The 22,510-nt window shown below is 63.4% G+C and carries 18 protein-coding genes; 2 read left to right on the top strand and 16 right to left on the bottom strand.

Annotated elements, in window-relative coordinates; translation table 11 throughout:
- Positions 1-35: 35 nt before the first annotated feature.
- The 13 genes from J2Y63_RS01030 to J2Y63_RS00970 all read right to left on the bottom strand — a co-directional run bounded on the left by J2Y63_RS01030 (position 36) and on the right by J2Y63_RS00970 (position 16,601).
- Positions 36-806, bottom strand: coding sequence for an SDR family NAD(P)-dependent oxidoreductase (locus tag J2Y63_RS01030; RefSeq protein WP_435264526.1), 771 nt, complete (start codon positions 804-806; stop codon positions 36-38).
- A gap of 48 nt (positions 807-854) precedes the next feature.
- Entirely contained in the window at positions 855-1,925 is a 1,071-nt protein-coding gene (locus J2Y63_RS01025) for an ABC transporter ATP-binding protein (RefSeq protein ID WP_435264525.1), read from the bottom strand.
- 12 nt (positions 1,926-1,937) lie between these two features.
- A complete protein-coding gene (locus J2Y63_RS01020; RefSeq protein ID WP_435264524.1) occupies positions 1,938-3,656 on the bottom strand; it encodes an ABC transporter permease in 1,719 nt (572 codons plus the stop codon).
- A 113-nt stretch (positions 3,657-3,769) separates the two neighbouring features.
- Positions 3,770-4,813: an ABC transporter substrate-binding protein gene (locus J2Y63_RS01015; protein WP_435264523.1), complete on the bottom strand. Its 1,044-nt coding sequence runs from the start codon at positions 4,811-4,813 to the stop codon at positions 3,770-3,772.
- Positions 4,814-4,908: 95 nt separating this feature from the next.
- Positions 4,909-6,120, bottom strand: a complete 1,212-nt coding sequence (locus J2Y63_RS01010; protein ID WP_256115068.1) for an FAS1-like dehydratase domain-containing protein — start codon at positions 6,118-6,120, stop codon at positions 4,909-4,911.
- Positions 6,121-6,526: 406 nt separating this feature from the next.
- Positions 6,527-7,822: an aminotransferase class III-fold pyridoxal phosphate-dependent enzyme gene (locus J2Y63_RS01005; RefSeq protein ID WP_435264522.1), complete on the bottom strand. Its 1,296-nt coding sequence runs from the start codon at positions 7,820-7,822 to the stop codon at positions 6,527-6,529.
- 39 nt (positions 7,823-7,861) lie between these two features.
- Positions 7,862-8,950 carry an ABC transporter ATP-binding protein gene (locus J2Y63_RS01000; RefSeq protein ID WP_435264521.1) on the bottom strand — a complete coding sequence of 363 codons (1,089 nt, stop codon included), beginning with the start codon at positions 8,948-8,950 and terminating at the stop codon, positions 7,862-7,864.
- Positions 8,951-9,022: 72 nt separating this feature from the next.
- On the bottom strand, positions 9,023-9,946 hold the full coding sequence (locus tag J2Y63_RS00995) for an aminotransferase class IV (protein WP_435264520.1): 924 nt from the start codon (positions 9,944-9,946) through the stop codon (positions 9,023-9,025).
- 1 nt (position 9,947) lies between these two features.
- Positions 9,948-10,763: an ABC transporter permease gene (locus J2Y63_RS00990; protein WP_435264519.1), complete on the bottom strand. Its 816-nt coding sequence runs from the start codon at positions 10,761-10,763 to the stop codon at positions 9,948-9,950.
- Positions 10,760-12,025 (bottom strand): ABC transporter permease, encoded by a 1,266-nt coding sequence (locus tag J2Y63_RS00985; RefSeq protein ID WP_435264518.1) that lies wholly within the window; start codon positions 12,023-12,025, stop codon positions 10,760-10,762. Before J2Y63_RS00985 ends, J2Y63_RS00990 begins: the two co-directional genes overlap by 4 nt.
- 73 nt (positions 12,026-12,098) lie before the next feature.
- The gene (locus tag J2Y63_RS00980; protein WP_435264517.1) at positions 12,099-13,145 is read right to left on the bottom strand and encodes an ABC transporter substrate-binding protein; all 1,047 of its coding nucleotides are present in this window, start codon (positions 13,143-13,145) and stop codon (positions 12,099-12,101) included.
- Positions 13,146-13,186: 41 nt separating this feature from the next.
- On the bottom strand, positions 13,187-14,434 hold the full coding sequence (locus tag J2Y63_RS00975) for a 2-oxo acid dehydrogenase subunit E2 (RefSeq protein ID WP_435264516.1): 1,248 nt from the start codon (positions 14,432-14,434) through the stop codon (positions 13,187-13,189).
- The gene (locus J2Y63_RS00970) at positions 14,427-16,601 is read right to left on the bottom strand and encodes an alpha-ketoacid dehydrogenase subunit alpha/beta (protein WP_435264515.1); all 2,175 of its coding nucleotides are present in this window, start codon (positions 16,599-16,601) and stop codon (positions 14,427-14,429) included. Before J2Y63_RS00970 ends, J2Y63_RS00975 begins: the two co-directional genes overlap by 8 nt.
- Before the next feature lie 327 nt (positions 16,602-16,928).
- Here J2Y63_RS00970 and J2Y63_RS00965 point away from each other — a divergent pair, with 327 nt between their 5' ends.
- Both J2Y63_RS00965 and J2Y63_RS00960 read left to right on the top strand, forming a co-directional pair.
- Positions 16,929-17,504 (top strand): VOC family protein, encoded by a 576-nt coding sequence (locus tag J2Y63_RS00965; RefSeq protein WP_435264514.1) that lies wholly within the window; start codon positions 16,929-16,931, stop codon positions 17,502-17,504.
- Between the two features lie 106 nt (positions 17,505-17,610).
- Positions 17,611-18,267, top strand: a complete 657-nt coding sequence (locus tag J2Y63_RS00960) for a GntR family transcriptional regulator (RefSeq protein ID WP_435264513.1) — start codon at positions 17,611-17,613, stop codon at positions 18,265-18,267.
- Positions 18,268-18,329: 62 nt separating this feature from the next.
- Here the strand turns inward: J2Y63_RS00960 and J2Y63_RS00955 are convergent, their stop codons facing one another.
- The 3 genes from J2Y63_RS00955 to J2Y63_RS00945 form a co-directional block, all read right to left on the bottom strand.
- A complete protein-coding gene (locus J2Y63_RS00955) occupies positions 18,330-19,940 on the bottom strand; it encodes a thiamine pyrophosphate-binding protein (RefSeq protein WP_435264512.1) in 1,611 nt (536 codons plus the stop codon).
- Between the two features lie 64 nt (positions 19,941-20,004).
- Positions 20,005-21,444, bottom strand: a complete 1,440-nt coding sequence (locus J2Y63_RS00950; protein ID WP_435264511.1) for an aldehyde dehydrogenase family protein — start codon at positions 21,442-21,444, stop codon at positions 20,005-20,007.
- 31 nt (positions 21,445-21,475) lie between these two features.
- Positions 21,476-22,501: a 2-hydroxyacid dehydrogenase gene (locus tag J2Y63_RS00945; protein ID WP_435264510.1), complete on the bottom strand. Its 1,026-nt coding sequence runs from the start codon at positions 22,499-22,501 to the stop codon at positions 21,476-21,478.
- Positions 22,502-22,510 lie beyond the last annotated feature (9 nt).

The raw sequence follows: 22,510 nt of genomic DNA, 5'->3' as shown, positions 1-22,510 counted from the left end.
CTCCATCATTAAATTCGCAAAAGCCGGCGGGCCGTTCAGAACATGTGCTCGCCGCCATTGACGTGCATGATCTGCCCGGTGACGTAACCGGCCCGGTCGCTGCACAGGAACCGCACGGATTCGGCGATGTCCTCAGGCCTGCCCATGCGCCGCACCGGTATCTGCTGCCGGCGCTTTTCGTGCTCAACGCGGAAATTGGGGTAATGCGCCTCGTCCCTCACCGTCTCGGTCAGGCCGGGCGCGACCGTGTTGGCGGTGACGCCGAATTCGCCGAACTCCAGCGCGATCGCCTTCGACAAAGCGAAGGTGGCCGCCTTGCAGGTGACATTGTGCGCCCGGAAGGGAATGGGCCGAAACCCATCATTGCCCGAAATGTGCACGATGCGCCCCCACCCCTGCTGCTTCATATGCGGCAGGACGGCGCGGGCCATGTAGAAGGCGGCGTTGAGGTTGGTGTCGAGGACACGCTTCCAGTCGTCCAGCGAAATATCGAGGAAGGCCTGGCGCAGCCGCACCGAGACGTTCGAGACCGCGATGTCGACGCGGCCGAACTGCCCGACGACATCGTCGACCATCTGCGCCACGGCCTGCGCATCGCCGACATCCACCAGCCTCACCATGACCTCGACGCCGAGGGCACGCAGTTCCTCGGCCACGGCCTCGAGTGCCGCTTTGTCGCGGTGGCCGTTGAGGACGATGTTGGCCCCCTCGCCCGCAAGCGCATGCGCGATGGCGCGCCCGATGTTGCGCCCCGACCCGGTGACGATCGCCACACGTCCGCTCAGTGATTTCGTTTCAGATGTCATCGACGGTCTTTCGGTGATTGCTGTTGATCAGGGTTCGGGCGTCCGGCTTTATTCGCCGGGCACGATCCGGCCGCTGTCGGGATTGAAATGGACCTGCACCGGCGCATCGACGGCGAAGTCGAACTGGGAATGCACCTTCAGCGTCCCCCCGCTGACCTCAACCAGATATTCGGTATAAGGCCCCATATAGCTCGCTTCGAGAACCCGGCCCTTGAGGCTGTTCGATCCCGCCGCCTGTGCATCGTCGTCGAGGATGGAGACGCTTTCCGGCCGCAGCATGAGCTGGCAGGCCTTCGAGTTGCCGAGCATCGCAGCACGCCTGACGCAGACCGAGGTGCCGTCGGCAGTGCGCCACACGCCCGGATCGCCCGTCGCCTCGACCGGCAGGAAACTCGCCGTGCCGACGAAATCGCCGACGAAGCGGTTGACGGGCTCGTGGTAAAGCTCGCGCGGCTTGCCGGCCTGCATGACATGGCCGGATTTCATGACGATGACGCGGTCCGACATGGTCAGCGCCTCCTCCTGGTCGTGCGTGACATAGAGGGCGGCCACGTTAAGCCTTCGCTGGATGCGGCGGATCTCCACCCGCGTTCCCTCGCGCAGCTTGGCGTCGAGATTCGAGAGCGGCTCGTCGAACAGCAGCACCTTCGGCTTGCCGATGACGGCGCGGGCGAGCGCCACGCGCTGCTGCTGGCCGCCGGAAAGCTGCGACGGATAACGATCCTTGAGCTCCGTCAGGCCGACGATGCCGAGGGCCTCATCGACCTGGCGCCGAATCTCGTCCGATGAGACGCCGCGCACGCTCAAAGGAAAGGCGACATTCTTTGCGACCGTCATGTGCGGCCAGACCGCATAGGACTGGAAGACCATCCCGATGTCGCGGCTGTAGGTCGGCACCAGCACGTTCTTTTCCGGTTCCGACACTATCTTGCCGTCGATCGCAATCGACCCGCCGCTGGCGTCTTCGAGGCCGGCTATGCAGCGCAGCGTGGTGGTCTTGCCGCAGCCCGACGGACCGAGAAGGCTGACGAACTCGCCATCCGCGACATCGAGCGAGATGGAATGCACGACTTCGAGCTGGCCATAACGCTTGACCAGGTTACGAACTGTTATGCTCATCGACTGAAATCCTTATACCCGCCGAGCCGCCGGCATCAGCCAAACGATCAGCCAAATGACGCCGAAGATGATCAGCGTTGTGAGCACGGAGAAGGAGCTTGCGAGGCCCCAATCGGCGCCCTCGAAAAAGCCCCAGATCGAAATCGAGATGACCTTGGAGTTGGACGTGAACAGCAGCACGACCGAGGACATCTCGCGGAAGAATGCCATGAACAGGAGGAAATAGGCGCCCTGAATCGATGGCAGCGACAGCGGCAGGAGAATGCGGCGCAGTCCGCCGAGCTTCGTGGCACCACCGACCCAGGCCGCCTCTTCCAGCGACTTGTCGATCTGCACGAGCTGGCCGCCGATGGCTTCCGTCGCATAGGGCAGGTAGCGGGTGATGAAGGCGACGATGATGAGCGCCAGCGTTCCATAGAAGGGCAGCGGCAGATAGGCATAGGCCCACAGGAATCCGAGCGCCATCACCATGCCCGGCACGCCGAAGGGCAGGCTGGCCGTAAAGTCGAGCAGGCGATAGCTCGGCGGCTTGAGGCGAACGGTGAAATAGGAGGTCAGGAACGCCAGCGCCACGCCGAAGATGCCGCCCACCCCGGACACGATCAGCGTGTTCCAGATGCTCTTGTGCGCATCGGCGCTGTTCCAGATGAACTCGTAGTTGCGCAGGGTATATTGCGCCAGGAACGGGTTCGAGACGTACCACTTGATCACCGACATGTAGATCAGGATCAGCGACGGCAGGATCAGCGACAGGAAGACGAAGCCGAAACAGAACGTGTTGGCCGCCCAGCGCCAGCGTCCGAGCGGAAGCGTGCGAAGATGCCCCGCTTTGCCGGTGACCGTCGCCATCCGGCCGGCCCGCGTCACCCGCCTTTGAGCAAGAATCGCGAGCGACGTCAGGGCGGCGAGCGTAAGCCCGACCGCCGCTGCCAGACCGTAATCGGTGGGCGGGAAGCGGACGAGCAGATAGATCTGCGTCGGGAGCAAAGTGATATGGCCCGGCAGGCCGAGCATGGCGGGAATGGCGAACTGCTCGATCGCCAGCACGAAAGTCAGGATCAGGCTGGACAGCAGCGAATAAGACAGGAGCGGCAGGGTGATGCGGAAGAGAACGTGATGGCTGCGGGCGCCGGCTGCGCGCGCCGCCTCCTCGAAGACCCCATCCATGCTGATGATGGGTCCACGCATGAGGAGGTAGACGAAGGGAACCTGGTGCAGGATCGTTACGAAGACGATGCCGGCGACGGAGTAGATCTTCACGCCGTCGGTGATGCCCAGCACGTCGCGGAAGAGAAAATTGATGAGCCCGCCCGGCGAACCGAGAATGATCCAGGCCATGGCCAGGATGAAGGCGGGAAAATAGAAGGCGAGCCCGATCAGCGCGGTGATGATGTTCTTGTAGGCGAAGTCCGTCCTGTGGATGATCAACGCCATGGCCGTGCCGATGACCACGCAGAACACCGCAGAAAGCACGCCGACCAGCAGCGTCAGCCAGATCGTGCTCAGAAGATTGGCGCTGGCGAGGTTGACGTAGTTGGCGATGGTCCAGTCGCCTTCCACGCCGGGCGCGCTGGAACGGAAGCTGCCATAGATCAGCGCGGCCAAGGGTGTCATCACCAGAAGCACCACCAGCACCAGCGTCGCTGCGTAGATGACCTTCAGCAGGACTTCGCGGTCCCACCTAAGGCGCGGCTTTCTTGCTATCGGCACAGCCGATTGAGCCTCATGCATTATGTGTCTCCCAAAGGGATCTCGACGGGGATCCCGCCCACGACAGTTCCCGATTTTGGCGATGCGGGGTTTGCCCTCGCATCGCCAATCGTTTCGACGATCAAATGCCCGTCTTATTGAACGCCGAACACCTTGCGCCACTGTCCGACGATCTCTGTCGCCCGCTCTTCGGTGAGCAGCGTCTCACCGGAAATGGCGTTGGGAATGTCGCCGGTATTCGGAAGGTTGGCGAGCGCCGGCATGCCCTTGCGCGTCACCGACATGCCGTTGTTCGTCACCAGTGCGCGCTGGCCCTTGTCACTGAGAAGCCAGTTCAGCAGGACCTTGGAGGCGTTCGGATGCGGTGCCTTGGCGGCAGCGAAGACGATCTTACCCGCCGTCGTGGTGCCGGATGCCGGATAGATGAAGCCGATCGGCGCGCCGTCACTGATCATGCCGTCGATCGGCAAGTCGCTCATTTCGGCCAGGGCGATATCGCCGCGCAGGATGGCCTGCACGACGCCGCCCGAGCCGTCGAAGAACTGCACGTCGTTCTCCCGCAGCTTATCGGCAAAGTCCTTGATGCCGACCTTGTCCTGGATGAAGCCGACGAATTGCAGGATGGCGGTGGAGCGCCACGGCGGGCTCATGCCCACCTTGCCCTTGAACTTCGGATCGAGCATGTCCTGCCAGTCCTTTGGCGCGTCCGCGTCGGAAACCAGCGTCTTGTTCCAGATCAGGATCTGGCGGGAATGCTGGATGGTGAAGTTCAGGTCGCCGTCATTGTATTGCGGATCGAAGTTGTCGGTGAATTCCGGCGGAACCCATTTCAGCGCCCAGCCGTTTTTCATGCCGGCTGCGGTGTCGTCGTCCGGGTTGGTCATGACGACGTCGGCGAGGTTGCGGCCCGCAAGGAACTCGGTGCCGAAACGCTCGGTAACGGCTTCGCTCCCCAGGCGGATCTGCTCGACATTGATGTTGGGATAGTCCGCATTGAAGGCCTGGATGACCGGCTCGACGCCGGTGGCCAGGATGTTGTGGTAGAAAACCACCGTGCCCTCTTTCTCAGCGGCGGCGGTGATTTCATCCCAGCTTTGGGCGCTTGCGGCCTGCGTCGCCGCAAATCCGAGCGTTGCACCCAGCAGAAGCACTTTGAACAGGTTAGTCGACATTTTCATTTTTCTCCTCCCATTGAACCTGCGCTATGTCCGGCATTGATCCGGCTGCTCCCACAGCCGGATGAAAGACATTCGAAATTCGGCCCCTTGCGCCTTTATCTGACGACAGGCAGATCGAGGCTGACGGCGGAGCCGTCGAAGCGGATCGGCATGGTGATGTCGCGCGAGGGCAGAAGCACGGTGGCCTTGCCCGGCGTGGTGATCTCGCCGCGCTGGTTCTCGCCCCAGATCTCAAGATCGACCAGCGTGTGCCCGTCCTTGATGTACTTGCGCTCCACCTTGCCCTTCAGCCAGGTCGAATCCCCCATGATGTTGAACCGGCGTGCCTCGACACGAAGCCGCTTCAGGAACGCTGCGTCGCCCATCCAGTTCGTCACCAGCGTCGCCATCCACGTCGTGCGCTGCGGGCCGTAGTCGTACGCACCCGGAACACCCACCTGCTTGGCAACCGATTCCCGCGCATGGCCAATGCCGGTATATTCGACGCCACCACCCGCATCGTCCGAGCGGAAGAAGTGTTTGGGATGTTTTGCCGCCCGGCGGAACAGGATGCCGTGCGTGTGACCACGGCCGACGCCGACCATGAAGCCCATCGTGTCCATCAGCGACAGCGGACCACGCAGCACCGTCGGCAGGCTTTCCCCCTCCGTCACGTCCTCCCAGTAGCGCACGTTCTCGCCACGGATGTTGTCGGCCTCGCCGAGCGTCGCCGCTTCGATCTTCTCGTAGTCCTCCGGCGTATATTCGTGCGCCTTGATGTCCTTGTACTTGCCCGTCTCGCGGGCTGCCTTGCGCTCATGGCGCGTGCAGAAGCCGAGGCACCGTGCCACCAGCTCGTTGCGCTGGTTGACGTAGCTCGCCTCGACATATTGCAGCACCAGGCGGCCGGAGAACTTGCTCTCCTTCTCCTCGACGCCCACGACACGCTCCACCGCCGAGATCCGGTCGCCCGCCTTCACCTGGCGGAACAGCTCCCAGTCGTGGCCGGCGAAGAAGCCGTGCACGCCGGGCAAGCCCCAGCGCGTGCGCCCGACATAACCATAGGCCATCGGGAACATCGGATGGGCGACCTGCGCGCCGTAGCGCGTGTTCCTGCCATATTCGAGGTCACGATAGAGCGGATTGAGATCGCCTATACCGTTGCAGAAGTTGCGCATCGTGTCGGCCGTGGCGTCCTGCAGATATGGCCCTTCCGGCCGCAGCTGCAGACCGATCATGGCGCGCGCCTCGGCGATCGCCTCGTCGGTGATGACGCCCTCGGGGGGACGATCCGTGATGCCGGTGCCCGGCTGTACTTCCATATTCATCGATTTCCTCCGCTTGAAGACAAGGGCCTCGCCTGCGTCCAAACCGCCCGGTCCAGCTGGCGGTTCGTGAGGCGCCCTTCACAGTCAGTTATTATGCATAATGCGTAATCTGGGAACGGTCAATCCTTCTTCGAGGGTCCGAGGCACTCGGACACACGCTATTTCCCGCAGCGTTTGGTTGCGGCGGTACAAGCAAAATGCAGCTGCTACAGCGTGCGACGTCCAGGCGACCGCGCATAGGGAACGGCCGCTTTCAGATCGTAAAGATGTCGCTGCGATTTAAAGCGCTTCAGGGTGCGCTCTTGCCAGATCGGCTGAAGCACGATGGCAACGGCAAAATGGACCACGGCGCATCATACGCAGTGATCCATTCCGAATTCCAGGTTTCGTTACGTCAACGATGCCCTCAGCGCGGGCTGAGCAACGCCTTTGCCTTGATACGCGCGAGGACGGCGGGGTTGGGTTGCGGTGGGATATTGGCCCATGCGCGCTTCAACTCCGCAAAAGCCTCGTCCGTGGCGGCGAGCGTCTTGGCGATATCCGCTTCCGTCAGCGCCGAGGTCGCGAACATGTTGTGGTACGGGTGCAGGTAGACGCCTCTTCGCACAGCGGCAGCTGCCCAGAAATAGCCGATGCGCATGTCCGGATCGTCGGAGAAGAAGATCTGCGGCATTTGTGCAGGACCGGTCTGGCGGATGCCGAAGCCGTGCGCGGCGGCCTGCGCGGCAATGCCTTTGCGCATCTCCTCGGCGCGCGCGATCATGCGTTCCAGATAATCCGATGTCCTGACGACCGCCAGCGTCGCGACGGCGGCGGCCATCGGGACGGCGGAAAACCAGAAGGAGCCCGTGACATAGATGCTGGACGCGGACGCGCGCAGCTTCTCGCAGCCCAGCAGCGCCGAGATGGGATAGCCGTTGCCGAGAACCTTGCCCCAGGTGGTAAGGTCGGGCTCCACGCCGAGCAGGCTCCAGCTCGCATCGCGCGCCAGGCGGAAACCGGCCCGGACCTCGTCGACGATCAAGAGGGCATCCGCATCGTCGCAGAGTTGCCGCGCGCCTTTCGCGAATTCGGCCGACGGCAGGAACTGGTCCTCGAAGACCTCATGCCGGAACGGTGTTGCGAAAACGCCGGCGACATCTCCATCGGCCTGGCGAAAAGCATCCCGCAGGCTATCGAGATCGTCGTAGCGGAAATAGAGGATATGCGCCCGGTCTTCCGGCAGCGTGCCCTTCGGATTGGGCGTGTTCCAGGGCGAGGCGCCGTGATAGGCGCCCTGGGCGACCAGAATCTTGCGCCGCCCGGAATGGGCGCGTGCCAGCACCATCGCCATTGAGGTCGCGTCGCTGCCGTTCTTGCAGAACATCGCCCAAGCGGCATGGCTGATCATCCCGACGAGATCTTCCGCCAGCGTCACCATCGCCTCCGACGGCCCGGTCAGCGTGTCGCCCATCGCGGCTTGCGCGCTTGCGGCCTCTTCGACGGCCGGATTCCGATACCCCAGAAGGTTGGGGCCGAAGGCGCACATATAGTCGACATATTCGTTGCCATCGGCATCCCATATGCGCGCGCCCTCGCCCCGGGAGAAGAACTGCGGGAAATCCTCCGGCAGAAGTGCCACGGATTCATGGCCGTACATGCCGCCCGGAATCACCGCGCGTGCCCGTTCCCTCAATGCGCGGTCCCTGGAATTCGTCGTCATCGATATGGCCTCTCCTGTTTATATTCGATTTTGTTCCCGTCAGGCGAAGACGTGCCCGTCGCCGTCGTTCCAGCCGATCAGGATGTCCTCGCCGATTGCCGGCGGGCGGGCAAAATCCTGAAGCGGCTTGCGAACCACCATCGTCTGCCCCATGCCGATATCCACCAGCGCGCGCAGATGGTCGCCGAGATAGGTCGTGTCGGCGATCTTGCCGGAACATTGATTGAGACGATCGCGCGCCGAGGTGCCGATCACCAGATTTTCCGGTCGCACGGCGAGTTTCAAAGGCTTTCCGGTGTCCGCGAAGCCGGCAGGTGACTGCATGCGGACCGACTGGCCGCAATCGAGGAGAACGACGCCGCGCCCGCTCTCGTCCCGTCCCGCGGACTTGCCGGACAGAATGTTGTTCTCGCCGATGAAGCCTGCCACGAAGACGCTTGCGGGCTGTTCGTAGAGTTCCTGCGGGCTTGCGATCTGCGCGACCGCACCGGCCTGGAAAATGGCGATGCGGTCGGACATGGCGAGCGCCTCGGACTGGTCGTGCGTGACGTAGACCATCGTGACGCCGAGGTCGCGATGGATCTGCTTGATCTCGTATTGCATGTGCTCGCGCAACGTCTTGTCGAGGGCGCCAAGGGGTTCGTCCATCAGGACGAGATCGGGCTCGAACACCAGCGACCGGGCCAGCGCCACGCGTTGCTGCTGGCCGCCGGACAGCTCGGCCGGCCGGCGGTGCTGCATGCCTTCAAGGCGCACCATCTCGATGGCCTTGTCGACCTTCATCTGCGTCTCGGTACCGCTTTTCCTGCGCATCCTCAGCGGATAGGCGAGGTTCTGCGCCACGGTCATGTGGGGAAACAGGGCGTAGTTCTGGAAGACGACGCCGATGCCGCGGCGATGCGGCGGAAGATGCTCGATCGGCTTGCCCTTGACGAGGATATGGCCGCGCGTCGGCGTCTCGAACCCCGCCAGCATCATCAGGGTCGTCGTCTTGCCGGAGCCGGAGCCCCCGAGCAGGGTGAGAAATTCACCCTGCCTGACCGACAGGTCCAGATTCTGGATGACGACCGTGTGCCCGTCATATGTCTTCTGTACGCCGACGAACTCGACGATAGTGCCGGCTTCCATATAAGACCTTCCATGCGCACCGCCGCGCATTCGCTGTTTCCAAGTGCTTACTGACGCGTCCGCTGTGCGGCTTTAATCTCTGTAGGCCACCTCGGTGCCGAGCCAGCCTTCCTCCTGGCGCCGCCAGTAGAGATCATGCAAGCGGGTGGTGAGCGCGCCCGGCTTGCCGTCGCCGACCGCCTTGCCGTCGATCGTCGTCACCGGCATGATGCCGCCCGCCGTGCTGGTCATGAAGATTTCGTCAGCGCCGAGGATCTCGTCGATCCCGACGGTGCGGACCTCGCAGCGCAGCTGCAATTGCTCGCAAAGCTCGATGACGGTGCGCCGGGTCATGCCCTCGAAGACGCCGCTGACGGGCGTGCAGAGAACATTGTCCTTCACCACGAAGACGTTGAAGCCCGCGCCTTCAGTGATGTTGCCCTCGCCGTCGCGCAGCACGGCCACGAAAGCATCGCGGTCATAAGCCTCGAAAATGCCCATGGTGAGATCCAGCCAGTGGAAATTCTTGATGCGCGGGTCCACGGCCTGCGGCTGGATCCGCTGGACGGAGCTGACGATCATCGGGACGCCCTGCCGGCGCTGATCGTCGTTGGCGATCCAGACGAAGGGAGCGGCGAAGGCATAGAAACGCTGCGTGCACAGGCGCGGATCGCGGCTTCCGACCGGCGGCATGCCGCGCGTGCAGGTCATCTGCACATAGGAATCGCGCAGGCCGCTCAGGCTCACGCATTCGATGAGGATGTCCGCGATCTGCTGATGGGTATAGGGCAGCGACATGCGCAGGCCCCGCATCGAGGCGAAGAAGCGCTCGATATGGTCGTCGAGGCGGAAAAAGCGTCCCTTCCAAACATGGGCGACGTCATAGGTGGCGTCGGACCGCACGAAGCCGCGATCGAGGATCGGCACGCTCGCCTCCCCTATGGGCATATACCTGCCGTCCATGAACGCCACGCCGGCCTGCGGGTTGGGGATCTGGATTTCGTTCTGCTGGGTCATGTCAGGCCTTTCCGAGGTTTCTTGCGTTGCGGTTCACCAGGAACACCGCGGCGACGAGGCTGAGGACGGCAATGAGCATCAGGAATGTCGCCATTGCCAGAATGGAGGGTTCGATATTGTCGCGCAGCCCCTCGAACATCTTGAGCGGCAGGGTGCGCTGGGTCGGTCCGGCAAGGAACAGCGTCACCACGACCTCGTCGAACGACGTCATGAAGGCAAAGAGCGCGCCCGAGATGATGCCCGGCGATATGACGGGCACGAGGACAGTCATGAAGGCCTTGGCGGGTGACGCGCCGAGGCTTGCGGCCGCGCGCAGCAGCCCCATGTCGAAACCCTGCAGCGTCGCGGTGACGGTGATGAGCACGAAGGGCGCCGAGAGAACCGTGTGCGCGATGATGACGCCCGGCATGCTGGCCGTGAGCCCCACCTTCGCCATCAGGAAATACATGCCGAGGCCACTGATGACGGGCGGCACGATCATTGGCGCAATGAGGAAGCCGAGGATGGCGGTGGGCATCGGCAGGTCGCGCCGGGCAAAGGCATAGGCGGCCAGCGTGCCGAGAATGGTCGCGGCGACCGTCGAGACCGCACCGATGATCAGGCTGTTCTTCAGCGAACCGAGCCATGGCCCGTCCTGGAACACGCGCTCGTACCATTGGGTCGATACGCCGGGCAGCGGATAGGACAGGAAGCTGCCGGAGCTGAAGGACAGGGGAACGATGGCGAGCAGCGGCACGACGAGAAACAGCATCATCGCGACGCCGAAGGCGTAGTAGAGGGCGCGCAGGACCGTGATTTTATGGCGGTACTGCATCATTTTAGCCCCGCAAGCTGGCGCACGCCGACCGTGCGCGCCGCAAGGAAATAGACGGCGACGGTGCAGGCAAGCAGGATGATGCCGAGCGCGGAAGCCATGCCCCAGTTGATGGTGGTGTTGGCGAAGAAGGCGATGAAATAGCCGAGCATCTGGTCGCGCGCGCTCGCCACCAGCGACGGCGTTATATAATAGCCGGCGGTGACGATGAAGGTCAGCAGCACCCCCGCCCCGACGCCGGGCAGGGTCATCGGCAGGTAGACGTTCAGGAAACCGCGGACCGGATGCGCCCCGAGCGATGCCGAGGCCTTCATGAAATGCGGCGGGATGCCCTTCATCGCGGAATAGAGCGGCAGGACCATGAACGGCAGCATCATGTGGATCATGACGATATAGAGCCCGGTGGTGTTGAAGATGAGTTCCAGCGGTTCCCGGATCAGCCCGAGATAGCCCAGAAGCGAGTTGACCAGCCCTTCGCGCTGAAGCAGCACGATCCAGGCGGAGGTGCGGGCCAGCAGCGAGGTCCAGAACGGCAGCATCACCGCAATGATGAGCGCGATCGAGAACAGCCGCGGTGCGACGACCATCAGGTTCGCGAGCGGATAGCCCAGGAGCACGCAGACCGCCGTGACGATCGCCGCGGTCTTGAGGGTGCGCAGGAGAATGTCGATATAGGTGCGCTGCTCCTCGGGTGCCTGCACGACCTGTCCGGCATCGTCGATGCCAAGGTCGACCGCCGCCAGCATGTAATAGGGTGTATACGTCGATGACGCTCGCTTCATCGCATGCCAGTAGGCGGGCTCCTCCCAGCGCGCGTCGATCTCGGCCATCAAGCGCCGCGCGGCACCCTCTTCACTGAGGTTCTCGGGCAGGGTGCGCAGCTTGCGCACGGTGCTGGTGAGAAGCGTGCGATAGCCGCTCACCTCATAGTTCAGACGTCTCGCCGCTTCGCCGACGAGGTTGCGCGGGGCGGCGGAAATCTCCTTCAGGAATGTCGTGAAGACGATATCGGGCGGCAGCTCGTCCGGGCTCTCCGGCTTCCATTGCCCGAGTGCGACGGTCGTTTCCGGCACGGCCCTGATCAGCTCGACATTCTCGACAGCCTTATAAAGCATCATGCCGATCGGCAGCATGAATGTCAGCAGGACATAGACGAACAGCGGCGCCACCAGCAGAAGCGAGATGGTGCGCCGGCGCTTGCCGGCCCGGCCCCAGGCGTGGCGCAGCTTCCGCGTCTCGGCACTGTCTTGGACGGTCAGGGTCATCTGGGTTCAAGCCTCCGGAAATCCTGTCGGACAGCGACTGCCCGACAGGATTTCTGACGTTGTTGCGACGGGATTACTGGGCAACCCAGCTTGCAAAACGCTCCGCCAGTTCCTCGCCGTGGTCGATCCAGAATTCCGAATTGAACCGGACGGCGTTCTTGAGGTTGTCCGGCGCGGAGGGAAGCTTGGCAAGGCGGTCGGCCGGCAGGGCTTCCATCGCCTTGACGTTGCTGACGCCGTAGGCGATGGCGTTGGCGAAGGTCACCTGCGGGTCCTTCGACATGAGGAACTCCACGAAGGCGATGGACTGGTCGAGGTTCGGCGTGCCCTTCATGACGGCCCAGAACTCGACGGAGTTGATCTGCCCGTCCCAGATGATCGAAAAGTTCTTGCCTTCCTTCTGCGCAGTGTCGACGCGGCCGTTATAGGCGGACGTCATAACGACATCGCCGGACGACAGCCATTCCTGCGGCTGCGCGCCGCTTTCCCACCACTGGATATGCGGCTTCAGCTCGTCGAGCTTCGCAAACGCCCTGTCCTGCCCCTCTTTCGTGGCGATGACCTTGTAGACGTCCGCGGGCGCTACGCCGTCGGCCATCAGGGCGACTTCCATGGTCAGCTTCGCGGTCTTGCGCAGCCCGCGCTTGCCTGGCCACTTCTCCACGTTCCAGAAATCGGCCCAGTTCTTCGGGCCATCGGTCAGCTTGCCGGCGTCGTAGGTCAGGATGTTTGCCCAGCTCAGCGCGCCGACCGCGCAATCCTTGAACTGGGAGGGGTCGATTTCGTCCGCATGCGCACGGGTCGACCAGTCCATGTCTTCGAGCAGGCCCTGCTCGCAAGCCATGGTCACCTCGTCGTCCTCCATCTGCATGACGTCCCAGGTGACGTTCCCGGCCTCGACCATGGCCTTCTGCTTGGCGAGGCCACCATTGGTGGTGTCCTCCAGCACCGTGATGCCCTTTTCCTTGGCATAGGGGGTAAAGTAGGCTTCGCGGAAGGCATCCTGTACCGCACCGCCGAAGCCGACGACCGTCAGGTCGCGCGCCTCGGCCGCCGAAAAGCCGGCCGCTGCCACGACGCCGGCGGCAAGAAGCGTCTTCATGTATTTATGCATGATCATGTTCCTCTCTTTTCATTGTTGGTCGTTCGTAATGCTTGATCTCAGATGAGAATTTGCATCGGGTTCTGGACGAGCTCCTTGAAACTCGCGAGCCACTGCGCCCCGACCGCGCCGTCTATCGCGCGATGATCGAGCGACAGCGTCACGCGCATCATGCGTGCGCTGACCGCCGTGCCGCCTCGCGAGACGATGCGCTCCTCGATCGCGCCGACCGCCAGGATCGCAGCCTGCGGCGGGTTGATGATCGCAGTGAAATCGCTGACGCCATGCATGCCGAGATTGCTGATGGTGAAGGACCCGCCGCGATATTCCTCCGGCTTGAGCGCGCCGTTGTGGGCACGCAGCGCCAGTTCCGCGATCTCGCGGGAGATGACGGAGAGCGACTTGTTGCCGACATCCTTGACGACCGGCGTGATCAGCCCGCCTTCCGTCGCAACCGCCACACAGATGTCCGTCCGCTGCAATTGCAGGAGCGCGGGCTCGGTCCAGATGACATTGCAGGCCGGCACCAGACCGAACGCCGCCGCCGCTGCCTTCACCAGAAAATCGGTCACGGACAGCCTGCCGCCATCGGGCCTTTCCGCGTTGATCTGGGCGCGCAGGGCGATCAGTGCATCCATGGCGATGTCCGCATTCAGATAAAAGTGCGGAATTGTCCGCTTGGCCTCCGTGAGGCGCTGCGCGATCGTGCGGCGCATCGGCGAATGCGGCGTGGCCACATGCGGGATGTCCACGGCGACCACCGGAGCATGCTCCTCGGCAATGACGACCTTGGCGGCCGGCACGGCTGCGGGCTTCACGAGAGATGTGGCAACAAAGGCCTCCACATCCTCCCGCATAATGCGCCCGCGCGGTCCCGTTCCGCTGATATCGCCGAGGGAAATGCCGGCTTCCCGAGCGAGGCGGCGGGCAAGCGGGCTCGCGAAAATCCGATCGGATATCGCCAGTGCAGGGACTGCTGCCGCGGGAGAGACCGCCGGCGGCGCTTCCTCGACCGGTGCAGCGCCCGCCGCGCCCGACAGGAAGGCCGTTACCGTGGCATCATCCTCGCTTGCCTCCGCCAAGACGCCGATATGCGTCTCGACGGGAACCGTCGCGCCGTCGCCATGCAATATGCGTGCGATGCGCCCGGCCTTCGGGCTCGGGATTTCGATGACGGCCTTGTCCGTTTCGATCTCGGCGAAGGCCTCGCCGGAGGCGACCATGTCGCCTTCGGCCTTCAGCCAGCGGGCGATTGTCCCGTCGCGCGCATTGGCGACGACGGAGGGGAGGACCAGGAACTCAGCCATTGCGCCGCTCCGGCAAGGCCTTCAGGGCAGTCGTGATTTCCTCCCGTCCGGCATAGGCCGCCCGCTCCAGAATCTTGGAGATTGAAGGCGACGCCTCCCGGCCGGTTACCCGTTCGATCGGATGATCCAGCCAGTCGAACAGGCGTTGCTGTATCTCGTCGGCAAGCCACGAGCCGTAGGACGAGCCCCGCGGTCCCTGCTCGACGATCATGACCATGTTCGTCTTCTTCACGCTGTCGGTAATCGTGTCCCAATCGATGCTCGCGCGATCGAGGCATCTGAGGTCGATGACCTCGGCATCCAGCCCGGTCTCCGCCACGGCATCGAGCGTCGCCTGGACCATCGCGGAATAGGTCAGGATCGTCGCCGCCGAGCCCAACCGCCGCACGGCGGCCTTTCCGAACGGGATGAAATAATCGAGATCGCCGGCCGCCGCCGGCCCCGTCGCCTGATAGAGGTCGACATGCTCGATCACCAGAACGGGATCGTTGGAGGCGAGCGCCGTGTTCATCAGGCCGACATAGTCGAAGGGTGTCGAGGGTGCGATGATACGCCAGCCCGGCGAGGTCACGAAGATGCCGGCCGGATCCATCGAGTGCTGCGACCCGTAGCCGGTGCCGATCGCGATCTTGGTGCGCAGCACCAGCGGCATGGCGATATCGCCGCCGAACATGTGGCGGGCCTTGCCGACCTGGTTGAACACCTGGTCCGCGGCAACCCACATGAAGTCGGGATACATGAACTCGACGATGGGGCGATACCGTCCGTCCATCGCAAGGCCGCCACCAAGCCCCATGAAGGCGTTTTCGCTGATCGGCGTGCCGAGGATGCGATCGGGATATTTTGCCTTAAGGCCGCGTGTCGCGCCGTTTGTACCGCCCTTCAGGCGGTGGATGTCTTCGCCGAGAATGATGACGCTGTCGTCCGTCTCCATGCGCCGGTCGAGCACTTCGGCAATGACGTCGACGAACTTGCGCTGCTCGATCCTGCCGGCAAAGCCGGATTGTTCGACATAACGCAGCTTCGCTAGCTCCGACCCGTCGCTCCGCACGCCGAAATCGCAGAAATCGGGCTTCGGCCACAAGCCGGGCTTGATCGACCGGCGGTTATCGACCCTATCCGTCAGTTCCTCGATCACCGCCTGCATGACCTGCTTGCACTGCGCCCTCAGCGCATCGACTGCCGGCTGATCGATCAGGCCACGCACGATCATTTCCTTCGCCACCCGGTCCAGCGGGTCGCGCGCTCTCCAGGCCTCTTCCTCTTCCTTCATGCGGTAGCCGAAGGCGCTGCCGGGGAACGAGCCGTTCTGGTGGAAATAGCGGTAGACATCCGCCTCGATGATCGTCGGCCCCTTGCCGGCGCGCATATGTGCCAGCGCCTCTTTCATCGCGAGGTTGACCGCAAGTGGATCCATACCGTCGACATGCCAGGAGGGAATGGCGAAGGCCTGTCCGCGCGCCGCCAGCCGGGTTTCCGCCGTCGATTCCTCAAGGCTGGTGGAGACGGCGTACCGATTGTTCTCGATGAAGAAACACAGCGGCAGGCGCCAGATGGCGGCGAGGTTCATCGTTTCCAGAACCGAGCCGATGTTGATGGCGCCATCGCCGAAATAGCTGACCGCAACGGCATCCGTGCCGGATTGCTTATGGGCGAAGGCGGCACCCGCCGCCAACGGCACGCCGCCGCCGACGATGGCATTGGTGCCAAGAGCGCCCGCCTCATACCACCGCAGATGCATGGAGCCGCCACGCCCGCCGCAAAAACCTTCCGCAAGCCCCATGATCTCCGCAAGCGAACGGCGAAGAAGCGCCACCACGGACCCGTCAAAATCCGCTCCCACGGGCAATCCACCGGGCGCGACATAGTTCAGCGCCTTTGCCAGAAACTGGTGGTGCCCGCGATGCGAACCGTTGATCTGGTCGTCCGGCCTGAGCGGCAGGATGGATCCAACGGCCCCGCCTTCCTGCCCGATCGAGGAATGCGCCGGTCCGTTGACCAGCCCCTCGTTCGCCAGTTCGAGTACCGCTTCCTCGAAGGCCCGGATGAGGTGGAGGGAGGACAGAACGGTTTCCAGCTCGGCGGCTTTCGCGCCATCCCAGTCTTTCTTGGTGGTCCCGAAATCGAGCCAGCGCGTGGAACTCGACACGTTCTTCGTTTGCGGCATTTCTTCCCTCAACAGACAATAGCGTAGCCACGGCTTGCAAGAGGCTTGCAAACGACAGGCGATATGAAGCGTCACGCGCTCGGTGTCGGACGACCTGGATTTTCCCGGCTGAGCCGGTGTGGTTCCCACGTTTCTGATGGTCTTGTTATGCCAAGGCTTTCATTTTCCGCATTCGATGTCAACGGATTGTATCCACAAATATTCAGGGATCGATACTCAACGGCAATAATCGTCAAATTATGCCGTTTAAATGCTCGACAAACAGACAAATGTATCCAATCATTTGAAAATGGATTCATTGCTGATTTTGCCTGTGGGAGAGACCGAATGTCCGAAGACGACAAGAGCCACCGGAACGACGGCCTTCCGGCGGGGCGCGGCCTGCCGGGCCTGAGGGGCACTGAACATATCGGCTTCACGGTTCCGGACCTGGACGAGGCGGTGGATTTCTTCGTCAACGTTATCGGATGCGAACCGTTCTATGAACTCGGCCCGTTCGCGTCGGATGGCGACTGGATGGAGACGGCGCTCAACGTGCATCCGCGCGCCGTCATGAAGCGGCTGAAATTCCTGCGCTGCGGGAACGGCTCGAATTTCGAGATATTCGAGTACACTTCTCCAGATCAGAACAGGCGCCAGCCCGGCAACAGCGATGTCGGCGGGCACCATCTCGCCTTCTATGTCGATGACATCGATGCTGCCCTCGATTATCTGCGCGCAAGGGACATCCGCATCCTCGGCGCGCCCGTGGTGCGGACGGATGGCCCGAGCGCCGGCCAGACCTGGGTCTATTTCCTGGCCCCCTGGGGCATGCAGTTGGAACTCGTGTGTTTTCCACGGGGCAAGTCCTATGAAGCGGACACATCGCGCCACCTCTGGCACCCTGCCGGCCCGGCGACCTAGATGGAACAAATGCCGGGCTTGTCGCGAAACAGTGGTGGACGGCTGACGGATATTGTCTGTTATATCTGCGTTGTCGCCCCACGGCGTACGGGAGGAGCCCGCCTTTATGAATGACACCACCTTGGGCTTACGGGTCGCAGGAGAAATTCGCGAAAAAATCCTCAGCGGCGAATTCGCGCCGGGCCTACGCATTCGCCAGGAGGAGCTTGCCGCGCAATTCGGGACCAGCCGCGTGCCGGTGCGCGAAGCCCTCAAGCAGCTCGAAAGCGAAGGCCTCGTCGTCATCGTGCCCAACAGCGGCGTGTGGATTGCCCGGGTCGATATCGCGGAATGCGTTGAGATGTGGAAAATCCGCGAGCGGATAGAGCCACTCGCGCTCGGCGAAAGCCTGCCGCACCTCACCGACGAGGATATTCTCGGCCTGGAAGAGATTTGCGCTGCCATCGACAGCACGACCGATGTCGAGGAGTTCCTCAGGCTCGACCGGCAATTCCATCTCGCAAGCTATCGTTCGACGGCCATGCCCACGCTCATCCCGATGATCGAACGCATCTGGAACACGACCCAGCATTATCGCCGGGCCTATACGATGCTTCTCGGCCGGGAACGCTTCTGGATCATCCAGTGCGAGCACCGCCTTCTCATGGAGGCAATCAAGCGGCGGAATGTCGAGGACTCGGAAAGAGCCCTCTACAGCCACATACGCCGCACCCGCATGGAGCTGGAGCGAAACCGCAAGGCCTTCAGCAACATAACGTTCTGAATATCCGCTGGTGATATTCCGGCCGGCCGCATGGAATTAAGGCCGGCCTCGATCGTCACAGACTAGAGTTCGCGCAGGGCGTTGAACTGCTCCACGTAACCCGAGCCGTCAATCCTGACGCCGATCACCGTCGTCTTGCCCGAGCGCAACGCGGCATTGAGGGCGTCCTGCAGGCCGTTCTCCGTGTCCACGGTGACGCCATCCGCCCCAAAACCCTGTGCGAGCTTTTCCCAGTCGCACCCGCCGATGCCGATACCGTGGCGCGGAATGCCCTTGATCTCCTGTTTGACACGGATCAGCCCGATCTGCTGGTCATCCAGAACCACGACGATGATCGGCAGGTTTTCGCGCACCGACGTCTGGATCTCGGCGACCGCCATCAGGAAACCGCCGTCGCCGGTGAAGGCGACCACGGGCCGGTCGGGATGCGCGAGCCGAGCGCCGAGTGCCCCCGGCACCGCATAGCCCATCGAGCCCAATCCATTGGACGTCAGAAACTCGCGCGGGCCGTAGGATTGCCATTTCTGGACGACGAGGAGACGGCTTGCGCCTGCATCGCAGGTCGCGATGGTCTCGCGCGGCAGGATGCTGCGTGCAACCTCCATGGCCCGTTGCGGCGAAAGGCCGGTGCTCGGGGTGTTGAGCGCATTGGTCACGTCGGTCCGGAATGCCGCTGCGGCCTTTTCGCCCCAATTGCCCCCCTGCCCGCAAAGCGCCGCCACCTGCGCAAGCAGGACATTCAGGTTGCCGATGATCTCAAACTGCGAAGGCACGAGCGCATCCAGCGAAGGCGTACTTGATAGGGCGATAACCGGGATGGCGTAGGGCCACGCCTTCGGCTGAAGCTCCACCGCATCCAGGCCGACGGTGATGATGAGATCGGACTCCATCACGAGCTTGCGCTCAATCAACCCGCCGATGATGCAGCCGGCGCGCAAGGGATGATCCTCCGGGATCGCGCCCTTGCATTTTGACGTCACCAGAACCGGCGCTCCCAGCCGCTCGGCCAAGTTGACCAGCCCTTCGGACGCCCGGTCCCATAGCACGCCCATACCCGCCAGAAGGATCGGTCGTCTTGCGGCTTTCAGGCGATCGAGCACCGGCCGGAGCGCTGCCGAATCTGCCTGCGGATAGAGAACATTGGGCATCAATGTCGGCTCGGCCCGCAATTCCGTGGCTTCCTTGGTCGTCTCGCTCTGGGGAATGTCGAACTGGACCGGGCCGGGCGCCGGGGCAACGACTGTGCGCATCGCGCGGCGCAGCTGCTGCCGGACCGTGCGTGCGTCGATAGTTGTGCCCCACTTGACGAGCGGCGCATAGACGGCGAGCTGGTCGATGCGCTGGCGCAGCCCGACTTCATGCTCGGGATGGGAATAGCGATCCGTGAGCATGATCAGCGGCGCGCGGTCGAGAAAGGCGTGCGCCGCGCCGTTGACCATATTGGCGGCGCCCGGACCGCGTGTCGAAAGGCATACGCCCGGCGCGCCGGTGATCTCGCCCCATGTCGCCGCGAGCATCGCGCCGGCGGTTTCCTGCTTCATGAGGATGAACCGCATGTCGCGCTGGCGGGCGGCCTCCATGAGCTCCACGGATTCTCCGCCGGGATGGCCGACCAGAAACGGCGTGCCCGCCTCCTTGAACGCATCCGCCATTACTTCAACTGTTGTCGCCATTTCCAGATCTCCTATCGATGAATGTCGCGGCCAGGGCCGCCTGCGAAAACTTCGGGCCGGCAGGTCAGCCGACGTGCCAGTACAGGCCTTTGGATTCCATGTAGGTTTTCATGCCGTCCCGGCCCTTCTCCCGCCCGAGGCCGCTCTGCTTGAAGCCGCCGAACGGCGTCGAGATGGAGGTTTCCTTGTAGGTGTTGATCCACACCGTGCCGGCCTGGATCGCGCGGGCGACCCGCCACGCCTTTGCGAAATCCCGTGTCCAGATGCCCGCCGCCAGGCCGAAATCGCTGTCGTTGGCCTGGTCGATCAGGGCGTCTTCCCCATCGAATGGGATCACCACTGCGACGGGCCCGAAGATCTCTTGCTGTGCCGCGTTCGAACGGTTCGTCAGACCCGCGATGACCGTTGCCGGATAGTAGGCGCCCTCCGCCAGGGCGCCGTCGGCGGGCTCGGCGCCGCCCGCGAGAATCTCGCCGCCTTCGCTGCGCGCCATCTCGACCGCACGCGCCACATGCGCGCGGTGGCCGAAGCTGACCATCGGCCCCATGCGGGTGTCCGCCGCGCCGGGGGCGCCCAAACGGTAGCTGCGCGCCGCCTCCGCAAAGGCCGAGATGAAATCTTCATAGACGGCCCTCTCGACGAAAACGCGTGAGCCGGCGATGCATGACTGCCCGCCACCGGCAAAAATGCCGGCCGCCACCGCCTTGAGCGCCCGGTCGAGATCGCAATCGGCGAAAACGATGTGCGGCGACTTTCCGCCGAGCTCCAGCACCACCGGACGCAGGCGGCGCGCGCAGGTTTCGGCGATCGCCCGGCCGGACGCTGTGCCACCCGTAAAGCTGACCATGTCGATCCCGTCATGGTCGACGAGGGCTCGGCCGACATCCGCCGCGCCGGTGACGACGTTCAACACGCCCGGCGGCAAGCCGATTTCCAGGCCGATGCGTGCATATTCCAAGGCGACACGGGAGGTCACTTCCGACGGCTTGAGGATGACCGTATTGCCTGCGGCCAGGATTGGCGCCAGCTTCTGCGCTTCAAGTGTGAGCGGCGAGTTCCAGGGCGTGATGGCCGCGACCACGCCGACTGGTTCGTATACCGTCATCGTCATGCTCGGGCCGCGCTGCGTGTTGACCTCGCTCTCGAATGTCTCGCAGACGGCGCCGTAGTAGCGGAACGTCGCAGCGGCACTTGCCGCCTGCGCCCGGCATTCGGACAGCGTCTTGCCGTTATCCTCCATCTGAACCTGCGCCAGGCGTTCCAGGCTCGCCTCCACGCTATCGGCGAAGCGATAGAGGAGGCGGGCGCGTTCGTGATGTTTGCGCCCGCGCCACTCGGTGCTGCGGAAAGCCGCCCGGGCGGCCGCCACGGCGTCGTCAACATCCTGCGACGACGCTCCACCGATGATGGCGGTTTCGCTTCCGTCGGCCGGGTTGATTGAGGGGAACGGCGCACCATGGCCGGTGCGCCAGGCATTCGCGATCAGGAAAGGAAGAGTCGTCATATCGGATTCCTCATAAGCCCCACAGGCCCGCCTAGGCGTGGGGCGGCAACAACACGATGTCGTTTTCCGGAAGTTCAGCGCCGGCGAAAAACCCCTCCGTATTGCGCACCGCGCGCTCGACGACGCTGCCGAAATTATCGAGTGTCGCGCCCGCCGTGTGCGGCGTCACGACCGTCTGATCCAGGCCGAGAAGCGGGCTACCGACCGGTGGCTCTTTCGCGAAAGCGTCGAGGCCGGCCGCAAATATGCGCCCGCTGACCAGCGCGTCGTGCAAGGCGGCCTCGTCGACCAGGCCGCCACGCGCGCAGTTGACCAGGATCGATCCCGGCTTCATGGCAGCCAGGCGGCTGGCATCGAAAAGATTGGCCGTCGTGTTCGTCAGGGGCAGGTGAAGCGACAAGATATCCGCCTGTTCGACAAGCGCGTCGAGGGAGACGTAGCGAACGCCGAGGGCGCTTTCCACCGAGGCGTCAGCGCGCCGGGGATCGTAGTAGCAGATATCAGCTGCAAAACCTTTCAGCAGCCGTACCACCGTCTGGCCGATCGCGCCGAGGCCGACGATACCCACCGTCTTGCCGTGTATCTGCCGGCCAAAACCTCGGGCTTCCTCCTTGTCCCAGCCCCCTGCCCTCGTCTCGCGGTCGAGCAAGGGCAAACGGCGGCACGCCGCCAGCATCAGGAGCAGCGTGTGTTCCGCAACCGGGATCGCGTTGCCCGCTTGCAGCCTTGCCACGGCGATGCCTCGTTCGAGGCAGGCGTGAACATCGATGCGGTCGACGCCCGCCCCCAATTTCTGGATGAAACGGAGGCGCGGAGCAGCGTCGAGCAAAGGCGCCGATATCGGCGATGCCATCACGTAGAGGGCATCGACATCGCGCAGGGCATCGTGCCTGGCCGCCTCGCTGGTTCCCTCGGCGATGCTCAGGCGCCACCCGGACGGGAGCCTAGAGGCGATCGCGTCGATCGACTTGGAATGAAACGAATCTATGATCCCAACGATATGGTCGCCCATGTCTCGCGCTCCTGGCACTTCGGATTTCTGCGTAATTTCGGGCATGGCTCATCC

The sequence above is a fragment of the Shinella sp. BE166 genome, assembly GCF_051201095.1.
In the GTDB taxonomy this organism is placed as follows: Bacteria; Pseudomonadota; Alphaproteobacteria; order Rhizobiales; family Rhizobiaceae; genus Shinella; species Shinella lacus.
This window is presented reverse-complemented; position numbering and strand designations above follow the sequence as displayed.

Excerpts from the sequence above, each read along its gene's own strand:
- J2Y63_RS00980 (WP_435264517.1), bottom strand. The coding sequence starts at position 13,145 with ATGATCATGCATAAATACATGAAGACGCTTCTTGCCGCCGGCGTCGTG.
- J2Y63_RS00960 (WP_435264513.1), top strand. The coding sequence starts at position 17,611 with ATGAATGACACCACCTTGGGCTTACGGGTCGCAGGAGAAATTCGCGAA.
- J2Y63_RS01015 (WP_435264523.1), bottom strand. The coding sequence starts at position 4,813 with ATGAAAATGTCGACTAACCTGTTCAAAGTGCTTCTGCTGGGTGCAACG.
- J2Y63_RS00990 (WP_435264519.1), bottom strand. The coding sequence starts at position 10,763 with ATGATGCAGTACCGCCATAAAATCACGGTCCTGCGCGCCCTCTACTAC.
- J2Y63_RS01010 (WP_256115068.1), bottom strand. The coding sequence starts at position 6,120 with ATGAATATGGAAGTACAGCCGGGCACCGGCATCACGGATCGTCCCCCC.
- J2Y63_RS01000 (WP_435264521.1), bottom strand. The coding sequence starts at position 8,950 with ATGGAAGCCGGCACTATCGTCGAGTTCGTCGGCGTACAGAAGACATAT.
- J2Y63_RS00975 (WP_435264516.1), bottom strand. The coding sequence starts at position 14,434 with ATGGCTGAGTTCCTGGTCCTCCCCTCCGTCGTCGCCAATGCGCGCGAC.
- J2Y63_RS00965 (WP_435264514.1), top strand. The coding sequence starts at position 16,929 with ATGTCCGAAGACGACAAGAGCCACCGGAACGACGGCCTTCCGGCGGGG.
- J2Y63_RS01025 (WP_435264525.1), bottom strand. The coding sequence starts at position 1,925 with ATGAGCATAACAGTTCGTAACCTGGTCAAGCGTTATGGCCAGCTCGAA.
- J2Y63_RS00950 (WP_435264511.1), bottom strand. The coding sequence starts at position 21,444 with ATGACGACTCTTCCTTTCCTGATCGCGAATGCCTGGCGCACCGGCCAT.
- J2Y63_RS01005 (WP_435264522.1), bottom strand. The coding sequence starts at position 7,822 with ATGACGACGAATTCCAGGGACCGCGCATTGAGGGAACGGGCACGCGCG.
- J2Y63_RS00955 (WP_435264512.1), bottom strand. The coding sequence starts at position 19,940 with ATGGCGACAACAGTTGAAGTAATGGCGGATGCGTTCAAGGAGGCGGGC.
- J2Y63_RS01030 (WP_435264526.1), bottom strand. The coding sequence starts at position 806 with ATGACATCTGAAACGAAATCACTGAGCGGACGTGTGGCGATCGTCACC.
- J2Y63_RS00970 (WP_435264515.1), bottom strand. The coding sequence starts at position 16,601 with ATGCCGCAAACGAAGAACGTGTCGAGTTCCACGCGCTGGCTCGATTTC.
- J2Y63_RS00985 (WP_435264518.1), bottom strand. The coding sequence starts at position 12,025 with ATGACCCTGACCGTCCAAGACAGTGCCGAGACGCGGAAGCTGCGCCAC.
- J2Y63_RS00945 (WP_435264510.1), bottom strand. The coding sequence starts at position 22,501 with ATGCCCGAAATTACGCAGAAATCCGAAGTGCCAGGAGCGCGAGACATG.
- J2Y63_RS01020 (WP_435264524.1), bottom strand. The coding sequence starts at position 3,656 with ATGCATGAGGCTCAATCGGCTGTGCCGATAGCAAGAAAGCCGCGCCTT.
- J2Y63_RS00995 (WP_435264520.1), bottom strand. The coding sequence starts at position 9,946 with ATGACCCAGCAGAACGAAATCCAGATCCCCAACCCGCAGGCCGGCGTG.